Below are 11,267 nucleotides of genomic sequence, written 5' to 3' on the forward strand. Positions count from 1 at the left end.
GCGTCGGCGTCGAGAAGGGGTCGACCGCGATTCACGCCGAAAAATCCCCCCGAACCACCGGTTCGGTTCCGCCTGAGCCGGTACTCTTTGCCGGGAGTTAGCTAGATGTTGCTCGATGGTCGCACCAGAAGCCAGCACTCCGACAGGAAGCGTGGGCATCATGCGCATTCGAATAGGCATCGCCGCGGTCGCCGTCACGGCCGCATCGCTGGTCGGGGGCGCGGTGGCGAACGCCGCGACACCCCTTTCGGTCCCCGAGCTCGGGGCCGTCGGCTATTGGCTGACCCCCGACGAGACGGCCGCGCTGGCCAAGAGCGCGATTCCGGATGTCGTCGACCGTCTCGTCCCTGCCGACCGAACCAGGGTCGGGCTCGCGGACGGCTCCCGGCTCGGCGCGCCGGGCAATGTCACCTTCGCCAGCAACGCCCAGGTGCTCGGCGAGGTGGCCGAGCATCCGGGCGGCACCGCGGCGGTGCTGCTCGCCAACCCGTTCAACCGGGTCGATCCGGGCGCGATGGTGATCATCGTGCAGGTGTGGGAGCCCGCGCCCGCCGTCGAGGAGAGCGACTGAGGTTGTCTACGAGGCGATTTCGGCCTTGAGGTGGCGGTGCAGGCCCTTGCGTTCGTAGAGGGTCGTCGCGCCGTACCCGAGGGCAAGGGCGAGCAGCAAGCCGAAGCCCATCATCGTCCAAGCCCGGTTCAGTCCCGCGTCACCGGCGGCGTCGAAGTACAGGATCGCGCGGACGCCGTCGGTGAGCTGGCGCATGGGTTCGAACGAGCTGATGGCGCGGTAGAACCCGGGCACCGTCTCGAGCGGAATCGTGCCGCCGGAGGAGGGGATCGCCAGCGCGATGAAGACGAAGGTGGTGACCAGGATGCCCGGGGTGCCGAAGGTGGCGAGCACCGAGAGGCAGCTGATGCCGACCACGACGATCGCGCAGTAGGAGAAGGTGAACAACAGGGGCAGGTGTCCCGCGTCCATGCCGAGCACCGTCACGCAGGCCAGCATCACCAGCGCCGCCATCGGAACAGCCAGCCCCGCCAGCAACCCCCATGCGGTGAACAGGGTGTGGCGCCGGTCGATCGGCGCGGTCGGCCGGTGGCTGCGCCACGGGCCGAAATCGCTCGGGCCGAAGCCGAGTCCGGAATCGACGAGGCCGTGCAGCACGTTCGCGCCGATGAACCCGCACATCACCAGCAGCAGCATGTAGAAGAACGCGGTCATGCCGAGGCCGCTGTTGCCGCTGAGCGCGTGGCCGACGTCGGTGCGGACCGCGATGGGGTCGGCGAGCAGGAATTGCTGCGCGCCGGTGGTTGCCGGCTGGTGCGCGGCGGTCTGTGCCGTGAGGCGGGCGCCGAGCTGGGTCGAGGCGCTGTGCGCGGCCTGCTGGGCGACGCTCGTCGCCATCGACGATGCGAGGCTGCCCGCGGCGGGGTTGGTCAGCACCGTCACCGTCGGCCGCTGTGCGCCCGGCTGTGCCGGGCCGCCGAGCGCGAGCACCGATGCGGTGAAGTTCTCCGGGACGACCAGTGCGCCGTAGAGCTTGCCCTTGGCCATCTCGTCCCTGGCCTGCTGTTCGGTGAGCTGCTTCCAGGCCACCTTGCCGTCGGTGGACGCGCCCGCGATGCCCGCGGTGAGCTGCTGCCCGAAGTCGATCTGCCCGGCTCCGGTATCCGCGTTCACCAAACCGACGGGCAGCTCGCGCATCGCCTGCTGCGGATTGACGATCGCGCCCATGTAGGTGAGCGAGAGGAAGAAGGAGAAGAGGCTGAGGATGACCGCCGCCGGGATCCACATCTTGCGCGAGCGCAGGACCTGCCCGGCCGTGACCCGAGCCTGTTTTTCGTCTGTCATAGCCAACTTCCGATTATTGGATACTTCCACTATCCAACATAGGATAGTGGAAGTATCCAACATGGGCCACTTGGTCTTCGACACACCACCGCGGAGGTTCGGGACGTGAAGCTGTCGGAACTCAGCGAACAATCGGGCGTGCCGATCGCGAGCATCAAGTTCTATCGGCGCGAAAACCTGCTGCCGCCAGGGCGTTCGCTCGGCGCGACCACCGCGGACTACGACGAGAGCCACGTCCGCAGGCTCAAACTGATCCGGGCGATGACCCGATTCGGCGGCCTCTCCGTCGCCGCGGTCCGTGACGTGCTCGCGGCGCTGGAGGAACCGCACAGCCCCGTGGAGGTGCTCGGCATCGTCGACTACGCCATCCCCGCCGATCTGCCCGAAGATGCCGAGACGACCGACGGCGGCCCCAGTTGGGCCGCCGACCTGATCGAGCGGATGGGCTGGGACGTCTCCGACCACTCGCCGCACCGCGCGGCCCTCGACGCCAGGATGCGCGCCCTGCACCGCCTCGGCATGGACTGGGATATCGAGGAATTGCTGCCCTACGCGCGCCTCGCCGAACAGGTCGCGCACCTCGACGCGGCCCGCATCGAGCTCCCCGCCGACCCCGAAATCCTGGCCGAACGCGTCGTGGTCTTCAGCACCCTGTTCGGTCCGGTCATGCCGCTGCTGCGGCGGTTCGCCCACGAAAACCAGGCACGCGGGCGCATCGCCGATGTGTAACGGCCCGCGACCCGATCTCGGATACATCCCATGTAACCCCGACGGATCGGAGCTCCACTGTGAAAACCTCGGCTCGAGCAGTAGCGATGTGCCTGGCGGCTCCCGTTGTGGCAGTGGCACTGACCGGGATCACCGCCGGAACCGCCGCGGCCGCCGACCCCGGCTGCGAAGGCGTCATGAACGCCGGCTGGGCATACAACGGCGCGTGTAAGGGCGGCGAGGGCACCTACCGCCTCGAAATCGATTGCATCGGCTACAACGTCGCGCCGTTCGCCCTCGGTCAATACACCATCCGCAAAGACCTGCCCGTCGGCCAGGCGGGCACCGTCGGTTGCCTCGGCCCGAACTGGTCCAGTGCGGGCTGGGGAGTTGGCGGCCGCATCTTCCGCCTCTGATCCGGAACTCGGATCAATCGCGAATCACGATCGGTCCGGTGACGAACATGTGTTGGACTCATTGATCACTGTCGAGTGAGACTGGCTGCGCGTGAAAAACGCAGCAGCACAACAAGACAGGAACAATGACATGAAGCGAGCCTTCGGGATCTCGGCCGCGCTCGTTTGCCTCGGGATGCTGGTGCCCGCGTGCCAGTCGGCGGCCGGAGATCCGGTGTTGCCCACAGCGATCGAGCTGCCCGCTGGGTTTCGGCCGGAGGGGATCGCGATCGGGTCGGAGCCCGTGGCCTATATCGGGTCGATGGCGGACGGGTCCATTTATCGCGCGGATCTGAAGACCGGGCAGGGGGCCGTATTCAGCCGAGGGCCGGGTACGCAAGCCCTCGGACTCCAGCTCGACAACCGCGGCCGGTTGTTCGTCGCGGGCGGCACCGGAGGTGATGCCCGCGTCATCGATACCCATACGGGCGACGTGCTGGCGAAATACCAATTCGCCACGCCGCCGGACACATTCGTCAACGACATCGTGTTCACTCCGGCGGGTGCGTGGTTCACCGACTCGCGCGCACCGGTGCTGTACCACCTACCAATCGGCCCCGATGGCACTCTGCCGCAACCCGATGCGGTGGTACGCCGCCCACTGACCGGCGATATCGCCTACGTCCCAGAAGCTTTCAACGCCAACGGAATCGTCCGCACCCCCGACGGCGCGGCCCTGATCATCGTGCAGTCGGTTACCGGTCGACTGTTCCGCGTCGACCCGGCAACAGGTGTGGCGCGGCAGATCGACCTCGGCACCGAATCGGTCCCCGAGGGCGACGGCCTGTTCCTGCGAGACAACACTTTGTATGTCGTGCAGAACCGCCGCAACGCGATCGCGGTGATCACCCTCGACCCCGCGGGCACAAAGGGCAAAGTCGAACGGCGCGTAACCGATTCACGCTTCGACGTACCCGCCACCATCGCGGCCTACGAAAACCGCCTCTACCTCCCCAACGCCCGCTTCGACACCCCACCGGAGCCGACCACGCCGTACAACGCCGTTGCGATCGAGCTGCCTCGCTGAACGTCTCAGGGGAAACATCAACCTGTGGCATACTGCCACGAGCGGCAGTGACTTCTGATCAGCCGGGCTGCGGTGTTGACGTGGGCCCCGGAATCGTCGCCTTCCGTGTGTGATTCATCGCGAGCGAATCGGATGCTCGCTGGATGTTCCCAATCGCTGGACGCGTCGTCCGTCTCCCGAGGTTGTCGCATCTGGGCGGACGGTCCTGACCTTCGGTCATGCCACAGGATGGAGTGAAAGACTATGAGTACCAACAGAATTACCGATGGTGCCGAGCGGGTGCTCATCGAGAACATGCTCGATCGCAACCGGGAAGCGCTGATCGCTACCGTGCGCGGTCTGTCCGAGGTGGATGCTCGGCGGCGACTCGTGGCATCGCTGACGACACCGATTTCGGTGATCAAGCATGCCGCTGCTGCGGAACGGATTTGGTTTCAACGGTTCTGGGCGGGGCTCGACGAATCCGAATGCGACGGGTATTCGAACCGGGACGAGGGGACATTCGCTGTGTCGGACGACGAGTCGGTGGCCGACGTGATCGCCGAGTTCGAGCGCGCCAGTCGGCGATCACGGGAGATCGCTGCCCGCTTCGACCTCGACGCCACCTTGGACATTCCCCGCGAAGGAACGGTCAGCATGCGATGGACCCTGCTCGCCATGATCGAAGAATTCGCCAGGCACGCGGGTCACGGCGACATCCTCCGCGAACAGATCGATAAGCCCACACTCTGAGCGCGTGGTTCAGAGACTTTCGGCGGCCAGGCCGATGCCGAATCCGACCAGGGCCGTGCCGGTGATCGCGTCCAGCGCCGCGCGGACCCGGGGTCGCCGGATCCAGCGGCGCGCCCGGTCGATCATCGCCACGATGACCAGCTGCCAAGCCAGGCCGAGTACTCCCACCGTGTAGGCCAGCACCAGAGCGGCCTGTGTCGAGGCGTGACCGTCCTGCAGAAACTGTGGCAGCACGGACAGATACAGCGCCATGACCTTGGGGTTGGTCACATTGGACAGGAAACCCTGCCGCCACCACCGGAATGCGCGCCCGGACAGGTCGACGCCAGGATCGCCGTCGGCGGTGTCGAGGCCGAACGTGCCGCTTGCGCGGCGGGCCGAGCGGAATGCCTGAATGCCCAGCCAGCACAGGTAGACGGCGCCGATGATGCGGAGGGCATCGAACACCGGCTGCGATCGCGTGATCAACGCACCGACCCCGAGGGCGGCGGCCGTGCCTTGGATGAGGTTGCCCACGGCGATACCAGCAGCCGTGCTCACCCCACCACGCCGCCCGCCGACGAGCGAATTCTTCAGGATCACCGCGGTATCCGGACCCGGCGCCAACACGAGCAACACGACGAAGACGAGATACGTCCCATAATTAGCCCAAGTCACGGTCCCACCGTAGGCACAGCGGCATCCTGGCTCAACCGCACCGATCAGCGCCGACGAACCGTCACCGGTAAGAGCGGAGACGCCCCCGCGACTCCGCTCCCGCCGATGCTGCCACGTGTGCGGCAGGTTTCAGCGTCGGAGATGTGAAGCGAACAGCTGACCCGTCCCGCCCCGTCCCTCCCGACTGGTCTTTAGCCGAAGATAGCATCGCGCACCGGGATTCGAGTCGATGTGGGCGAATCGTGGTCTGGCGTAGGGGCGTGATCGCCGGGACGGATCGGGACCGACTCGGTCGGCCTCGGCAGTACTCAGTCGCCGGTTAAGTCATCCATGCAGTCATTCGACTGATTCGTAGCAGGTGCCCCGGTTCGTAATTTCGTACCCATGACATCGACCTTCACCACCACGGACGGCGCCGAGATCTTCTTCAAGGACTGGGGCGACGGACAGCCGGTCCTCTTCAGCCACGGCTGGCCGCTCAACGCGGACGCCTGGGACGAGCAGGCTCGCTTGGTCGCCGAGAACGGCTTCCGCGCCATCGCCCACGACCGCCGCGGCCACGGCCGATCCAGCCAGACCTGGGACGGCAATCACATGGACCGCTACGCCGACGATCTCGCCGAACTCATCGAGACACTGGACCTGCGCGACGTCGTCCTCGTCGGACATTCCACCGGCGGCGGTGAGGTCGCCCGCTACCTCGGCCGCCACGGCAGCGCCCGGGTCGCCAAGGCCGTGCTGCTCGGCGCGGTGCCGCCGGTGATGGTCGAGTCCGACAGCAATCCGGAGGGCACGCCGAGGGAGGTCTTCGACGGAATCCGCGCCGGCGTAGACGCCGACCGCTCGCAGTTCTACTGGGATCTGAGCGAATCCTTCTACGGCTTCAACCGGCCGGGCGCGACGACTTCGGAGGGTGCGCGCCGCGCATTCTGGCGAATGGGTATGCAGGCCGGGCTGCGCGCTGCCTACGAGTGCATCGCCCAGTTCTCCGAGACGGATTTCACCGAGGACCTGCGGCGCATCGACATCCCGGTACTCGTCGCCCACGGCGGCGACGACCAGATCGTTCCCCTGCACGACTCGGCGGTGAAATCGGCCGAGCTGATCAAGGATTCGACCCTTCGCGTCTACTCCGGCGCACCGCACGGCCTCTACGGTGCGTTCCGCACCGACTTCGAGGCCGACCTGCTCGCCTTCCTGAAGCACTGAACATTCACTGCCCCACCACCTTTCGATACATAGAGGAAAAGCCATGCGTTTCACCAAGTCCGTCAAGCTCGCCGCCGTCGCCCTCGGCCTCACCGCGACCATCGCCAGCGCGGGCTGCGCGGCAGCCGAACCCGCTCCCGCCCCCGCCAAACCGACCATCGTGCTCGTGCACGGCGCCTTCGCCGAATCCAGCAGCTGGAACGGCGTGCTCGGCAAGCTCAACCAGCAAGGGCTGACCAGTATCGCCGCGGGTAATCCGCTGCGCAGCCTGTCGGGTGACGCCGACGCGGTCCGCAGTGTGGTGGCCTCCATCCCAGGGCCCGTCATTTTGGTCGGGCATTCCTATGGCGGCCAAGTGATTTCGCAGATCCACGATCCGAAGGTCAAGGCGCTGGTCTATGTGGCGGCGTTCGCGCCGGAGCAGGGGGAGACCATCGGTGAGCTCTCGGGCAAGTTCCCGGGCGGCACGCTCGGCGAGACGCTGAACAAGGTCGCACTGCCCGACGGCAGCACCGATCTGTACATCCAGCCCGGCAAGTTCCGGCACCAGTTCGCCGCCGACGTCCCGGAAGCCCAGGCCGCCCTCGATGCGGAGACTCAGCGCCCGCTCAATGATCGTGCGCTGAACGACAAGTCGGGTGCGCCGAATTGGAAGACGGTGCCGTCCTGGTTCGTCTTCCCCGAGGCGGACCTCAACATCCCGGTCGCCGCGCACCGCTTCATGGCCGAGCGCGCCGGCTCGAAGGAGACCGTCGAAATCCCCGGCGCCTCACACGCATTGACGGTCTCGCAGCCCGATGCGGTGGCGAAGGTCATCGCCGACGCCGTCAAGGCCGTCGCCTGACGCGCGAACCGGTACCGCTGTCGTTCTTCTGCGTCGGTATCGTCGTCGCGGACCTGGACCAGGCGGTCTCGCGGGCCACCGACGGGCTCGGTGTCGAATTCACCGAGCCCGCAACGGTGTTCGGGCTGACCACCGCGCTGTCGCGTACGGCGCCGCCCTACTATCAGCTGATCCAGGCAACCGGCGACGGCCTGTTCGCCACCCCCGGCACCGGACAACCCCGGTATTACGGGTGCTGGGACGAGGATACGAACCGTCGCCTCGTCCAGCTGACGGCGCGCGGTGCGGTGATCGACGCTGTGCTGCGCGCACCGCTGGCCGCCGCGCCTTCGGCCATCATCACCGGGCCCGATCGGGCCGGTGGCCGGATCGCGTTCATCGCCGCGCGGCACCGGCCCGCCATCGAGACCTGGGCCGAGTCGGGAACGCTACCGGCGTAGCGCCGATTCCGCGATAACGGAGCGTCCGCACTGGTAGACACGAAGTATGGACAGCTGCATTCTGGTCGAGCAGAAAGATGGCATCGGATATCTCACGCTCAATCGTCCCGAACAGCGAAATCCGCTGTCGGTCACGATGATGACGGAGCTTACCGAGGCGCTGCGGGCGTTCGGCGCCGACGGCGCCGTGGCCACCGTGGTGATCAGGGCCGAGGGCAAGGTGTTCTCGGCGGGACATGATCTGAGCGAGTTGGTCGATCGGACGCTCGACGACGAGCGGGCGATCTTCGGGGTGTGCACCGAGCTGATGGAGACGATCCAGCGGATACCGCAGCCGGTGCTCGCGTCGGTGCAGGGGCCCGCGGTCGCCGCGGGCTGTCAGCTGGTCGCGACCTGTGATCTCGCGGTGGCCGCGCCGCGGGCGGTATTCGGTACGCCCGGCGTGAAGATCGGCCTGTTCTGCTCGACGCCGATGGTCGCGGTGAGCCGGGCGATCGGCCGCAAGCGGGCCATGCAGCTACTGCTCACCGGCGCGACCATCGACGCGGAAACGGCCGCCGACTGGGGGCTGATCAACGAGGTGGTCGCCGCCGACGCGCTGGCCGAGCGCACCGCGGAACTGGCCGCGGCCATCGCGAACGCGAGCTCGTCCACGCTGCGCATCGGCAAGCAGGCCTTCTATCAGCAGATCGATCTGCCCCAGGCCGCGGCCTACGAGCAGATGGGTGAGGTCATGGCGACCAACGCCATGACCTGTGACGCACAGGAGGGTATGCACGCGTTCCTGGAGAAGCGGCCGCCGGTGTGGCAGGGGCGTTAGTTGTGGAACTGTCCCTTGGGCAGCCTGCGGCGCGCGGTATCGGGCCAGCCTTTGTCGCTGATCTGTAGCGTCCAGCCCTCGGGTGGTTGGGTGAAGTCCATCCACCGGTCGTGGCCCAGCCACAGCGACCACATCTCCTCGTCCGGGAAATCACCCAACCGGACATGCAATGTTTGCCGTGGTGTCCGCCCGATCATCCAGCTGCTGTCGTCGGCGTCCTCGGTGAACACCACGATCGCGCCGAGCGCTTCTTCGAGATCGGTGATCTCGCTGGAACGATTGACCATGTACGTGCCCCCTCTCAGTCCTCGAAATTCACGCTACGCACAACCTTGTCGATCAGGCTGCCATACCGCGACCGGTCCGCTTCCGCGGTAGTACCGGTGGCCTGCAACAGATAACCGACATCGGCGCGCTGATACACCGCGTACTGGGTCACCGTGTACAGCGACTGCTCACCGGACTGATACAGCCCCGCCTGAACCGACCAGCCCGAGTGCCGATTCGCCGCGGGCCACACCTGCGCCTGCTCCTCACGCCACCCCGGCAACCGGCGCGCATCGACGAAGGCGTGCTCGACCAGATCCGCCAAATCCACACCATTGTTCACGATGACCCGCGTCAACACGACAACGACATTGCTCCGGAACCCGCTCTGCTCCGCCGATTTCAACCCGTACACCCGCAGATATCCCGAGCTCTCACCCGAAAGCTCTTCCCACGCATCGGGATCGAGCTCGATCACGACCGCGCCGGGGATCGAGCGCGGGTTGGTCACCCGATGGCTGCTGATCGCGACCGACCCGAGCGCCTCATAGATCGTGCCATTGCTCAAGAGAACCACCCACCGATCGTCTTACCCACCGAACTGCCCGCGATACCACCGACGACACCACCGACCACGCCACCCACACCGGCACCGATAGGCCCACCGAACGCACCGATAGTAGCGCCGACCTCCGCGCCAGCCACCATACCGCCCACCGCACCCACACCCTTACCGACCGCCTCGGGCACCGTCTCGTTACCCGCCTTCACCTGGTTATAGCCGTCGTAGACCTCATAAGCCGCCGCCAACGGAATCGCCGCTTTACCCGCGATCCGCAAGGCTTTACTGCCCGCACCCTCGGCCACCGCGCCCGGCTCGACGGCACTCGCAGGCGGTTTGACGCCGGATCTGGCCTGTACCTCCTTCGGATCGGGCAGCTTCGGATTCTTCTCGTCGACCCCGAGGCCCTCGTTGACGGACCCGCGGCTCTTGGACGAGGAGTCGATGACGTCTTGCAGCGCTTGCTCGCGGGTCAGGCCCTTCTTGGCCATCTTGTCTTCGATCAACTTCTCCAGCGGGCGGTTCTTCTCGTTCTTGGTGAGCTCCTCGGCGGCAGCCCGGTTCGACATGAGATCACGGGTGTGCTGACGGAACTCGTTGCGGATCTCGCTGGCGATCTTGGCCCGCTCTTCCAGCGGCAGGCCGGCTTTCTCGAGCTGTTTGTTGAGCTCGCCCAGACGCCGTTCGGCCTCGAGGTAGTAGTTGCGCGCCTCGACATCGGTCAGTGAGCCGGGCGGATATTCCGGCAGCCCCAGCGATTTGAGGCCGTAGACGGCGGCGTAGGTCGGATCGTGGTTCTGCTTGGCCACCTCGTCCGCGCTCATCTCGCCGTCGGCGCCCTTGATCGCCGCCGCGAGATCGGCATCCGCCATCTGGGCATTGATCAGCAGCTGGTTGACGTCGAGCTGCAGTGCCTGCCGCTTCGCTTCGAACTTCTCGAGTTGTTCGGTGGTGTAGGGGCCCTGGATGATTCGGACGACCTTGCCGTCCCCGCCGATGCGGAACCCTTCCTTGCTCGCCTCGCCACGCAACCCGGTCAGCTTCGATTTGATCGTCGAGACCTCATCGGCCGCGGTCTTGGCCGCCTTCGCGATGGCCGCGACATGCGTTCCGTGCGAATCGAAGTCGACCCGGGTCTTACCGATCGACCGCTTCGCGGCGGCCGAGGCCTCACCGTCCCACGACTCGAACGCCTGCAGGCTACCCAGATTCGTCGAGCGGTCATCGCAGTGCTCGGCATGCGACGAGCACACCTGGAACACCTTCTCGATGTCGGCGACATTCCATTTGTCGATGTCGTCGATGTCGATCATAGGTTCAGCAGCCCCGGTCCCGGGTCGAGCCGATCGAAGTCCGTCTCGGAATCGAGTTCGCCGCCTTTGTATTCGACCACACCCCCTGCCATGTGCGTCGAATGATCATCCATGCGACCGGTGAGATGCGCGGCGCGGCCACGCATCTTCTCCAGCGCACTGGCCAGCTCGGTCGCCGAGCTGCCGACCCAGCCGGAGGCCGCGGTGGAGATCTCGGAATGCCCTGAGTCGAACAGTGCGGTGCTGTCGGTACTGGCGCCCGACAGGAATTTCGCGGAAAGACCTAGATCGGTGAAATCCACGATCGGATAGTCCGTCATCGAATACCCCCGCATTCGGATACGAGTTGCCACATAAGTATTCGAACGTTATTCACCG

15 protein-coding genes are annotated in these 11,267 nt (G+C 66.2%); 9 read left to right on the top strand and 6 right to left on the bottom strand.

What is annotated here, in order from left to right; translation table 11 throughout:
• Positions 1-160: 160 nt before the first annotated feature.
• Complete coding sequence (locus ACIG5A_RS10295) at positions 161-571, top strand: hypothetical protein (RefSeq protein WP_397239852.1); 411 nt, start codon at positions 161-163, stop codon at positions 569-571.
• A gap of 6 nt (positions 572-577) precedes the next feature.
• Here the strand turns inward: ACIG5A_RS10295 and ACIG5A_RS10300 are convergent, their stop codons facing one another.
• Positions 578-1,855 (bottom strand): YhgE/Pip domain-containing protein, encoded by a 1,278-nt coding sequence (locus tag ACIG5A_RS10300; RefSeq protein ID WP_397239853.1) that lies wholly within the window; start codon positions 1,853-1,855, stop codon positions 578-580.
• A 105-nt stretch (positions 1,856-1,960) separates the two neighbouring features.
• On the opposite strand from ACIG5A_RS10300, the gene ACIG5A_RS10305 reads away from it, so the two are divergent.
• The 4 genes from ACIG5A_RS10305 (at position 1,961) to ACIG5A_RS10320 (ending at position 4,777) form a co-directional block, all read left to right on the top strand.
• On the top strand, positions 1,961-2,584 hold the full coding sequence (locus tag ACIG5A_RS10305; protein WP_397239854.1) for a MerR family transcriptional regulator: 624 nt from the start codon (positions 1,961-1,963) through the stop codon (positions 2,582-2,584).
• 113 nt (positions 2,585-2,697) lie between these two features.
• Positions 2,698-2,979 (top strand): hypothetical protein, encoded by a 282-nt coding sequence (locus ACIG5A_RS10310; protein WP_397239855.1) that lies wholly within the window; start codon positions 2,698-2,700, stop codon positions 2,977-2,979.
• 130 nt (positions 2,980-3,109) lie between these two features.
• Entirely contained in the window at positions 3,110-4,045 is a 936-nt protein-coding gene (locus tag ACIG5A_RS10315) for an SMP-30/gluconolactonase/LRE family protein (RefSeq protein ID WP_397239856.1), read from the top strand.
• 243 nt (positions 4,046-4,288) lie between these two features.
• A complete protein-coding gene (locus ACIG5A_RS10320; protein WP_397239857.1) occupies positions 4,289-4,777 on the top strand; it encodes a DinB family protein in 489 nt (162 codons plus the stop codon).
• A 9-nt stretch (positions 4,778-4,786) separates the two neighbouring features.
• Here the strand turns inward: ACIG5A_RS10320 and ACIG5A_RS10325 are convergent, their stop codons facing one another.
• Positions 4,787-5,434 (bottom strand): LysE family translocator, encoded by a 648-nt coding sequence (locus tag ACIG5A_RS10325; RefSeq protein WP_397239858.1) that lies wholly within the window; start codon positions 5,432-5,434, stop codon positions 4,787-4,789.
• A gap of 384 nt (positions 5,435-5,818) precedes the next feature.
• On the opposite strand from ACIG5A_RS10325, the gene ACIG5A_RS10330 reads away from it, so the two are divergent.
• The 4 genes from ACIG5A_RS10330 (at position 5,819) to ACIG5A_RS10345 (ending at position 8,747) form a co-directional block, all read left to right on the top strand.
• Positions 5,819-6,643 carry an alpha/beta fold hydrolase gene (locus ACIG5A_RS10330; protein ID WP_397239859.1) on the top strand — a complete coding sequence of 275 codons (825 nt, stop codon included), beginning with the start codon at positions 5,819-5,821 and terminating at the stop codon, positions 6,641-6,643.
• Between the two features lie 43 nt (positions 6,644-6,686).
• Positions 6,687-7,487 carry an alpha/beta fold hydrolase gene (locus ACIG5A_RS10335; RefSeq protein WP_397239860.1) on the top strand — a complete coding sequence of 267 codons (801 nt, stop codon included), beginning with the start codon at positions 6,687-6,689 and terminating at the stop codon, positions 7,485-7,487.
• A gap of 116 nt (positions 7,488-7,603) precedes the next feature.
• The gene (locus ACIG5A_RS10340; protein ID WP_397239861.1) at positions 7,604-7,927 is read left to right on the top strand and encodes a hypothetical protein; all 324 of its coding nucleotides are present in this window, start codon (positions 7,604-7,606) and stop codon (positions 7,925-7,927) included.
• A gap of 46 nt (positions 7,928-7,973) precedes the next feature.
• Positions 7,974-8,747, top strand: coding sequence for an enoyl-CoA hydratase (locus ACIG5A_RS10345; protein WP_397239862.1), 774 nt, complete (start codon positions 7,974-7,976; stop codon positions 8,745-8,747).
• On the opposite strand, the gene ACIG5A_RS10350 is transcribed toward ACIG5A_RS10345, so the two are convergent.
• The 4 genes from ACIG5A_RS10350 to ACIG5A_RS10365 are packed head-to-tail and all read right to left on the bottom strand — an operon-like array spanning position 8,744 to position 11,209.
• Complete coding sequence (locus ACIG5A_RS10350; RefSeq protein WP_397239863.1) at positions 8,744-9,034, bottom strand: hypothetical protein; 291 nt, start codon at positions 9,032-9,034, stop codon at positions 8,744-8,746. The two genes, ACIG5A_RS10345 and ACIG5A_RS10350, sit on opposite strands and share 4 nt — an antisense overlap.
• Positions 9,035-9,048: 14 nt before the next feature.
• Entirely contained in the window at positions 9,049-9,591 is a 543-nt protein-coding gene (locus tag ACIG5A_RS10355; RefSeq protein ID WP_397239864.1) for an LpqN/LpqT family lipoprotein, read from the bottom strand.
• Positions 9,579-10,889 carry a phage head morphogenesis protein gene (locus tag ACIG5A_RS10360; RefSeq protein WP_397239865.1) on the bottom strand — a complete coding sequence of 437 codons (1,311 nt, stop codon included), beginning with the start codon at positions 10,887-10,889 and terminating at the stop codon, positions 9,579-9,581. Before ACIG5A_RS10360 ends, ACIG5A_RS10355 begins: the two co-directional genes overlap by 13 nt.
• Positions 10,886-11,209, bottom strand: a complete 324-nt coding sequence (locus ACIG5A_RS10365) for a WXG100 family type VII secretion target (RefSeq protein ID WP_397239866.1) — start codon at positions 11,207-11,209, stop codon at positions 10,886-10,888. The genes ACIG5A_RS10360 and ACIG5A_RS10365 overlap by 4 nt, the downstream gene beginning before the upstream one ends.
• Positions 11,210-11,267 lie beyond the last annotated feature (58 nt).

This window comes from Nocardia sp. NPDC052566 (assembly GCF_044547285.1).
In the GTDB taxonomy this organism is placed as follows: domain Bacteria; phylum Actinomycetota; class Actinomycetes; order Mycobacteriales; family Mycobacteriaceae; genus Nocardia.

Coding starts and splice junctions, on each gene's coding strand:
- ACIG5A_RS10295 (WP_397239852.1), top strand. CDS start 161: ATGCGCATTCGAATAGGCATCGCCGCGGTCGCCGTCACGGCCGCATCG.
- ACIG5A_RS10300 (WP_397239853.1), bottom strand. CDS start 1,855: ATGACAGACGAAAAACAGGCTCGGGTCACGGCCGGGCAGGTCCTGCGC.
- ACIG5A_RS10315 (WP_397239856.1), top strand. CDS start 3,110: ATGAAGCGAGCCTTCGGGATCTCGGCCGCGCTCGTTTGCCTCGGGATG.
- ACIG5A_RS10320 (WP_397239857.1), top strand. CDS start 4,289: ATGAGTACCAACAGAATTACCGATGGTGCCGAGCGGGTGCTCATCGAG.
- ACIG5A_RS10330 (WP_397239859.1), top strand. CDS start 5,819: ATGACATCGACCTTCACCACCACGGACGGCGCCGAGATCTTCTTCAAG.
- ACIG5A_RS10335 (WP_397239860.1), top strand. CDS start 6,687: ATGCGTTTCACCAAGTCCGTCAAGCTCGCCGCCGTCGCCCTCGGCCTC.
- ACIG5A_RS10345 (WP_397239862.1), top strand. CDS start 7,974: ATGGACAGCTGCATTCTGGTCGAGCAGAAAGATGGCATCGGATATCTC.
- ACIG5A_RS10350 (WP_397239863.1), bottom strand. CDS start 9,034: ATGGTCAATCGTTCCAGCGAGATCACCGATCTCGAAGAAGCGCTCGGC.
- ACIG5A_RS10360 (WP_397239865.1), bottom strand. CDS start 10,889: ATGATCGACATCGACGACATCGACAAATGGAATGTCGCCGACATCGAG.
- ACIG5A_RS10365 (WP_397239866.1), bottom strand. CDS start 11,209: ATGACGGACTATCCGATCGTGGATTTCACCGATCTAGGTCTTTCCGCG.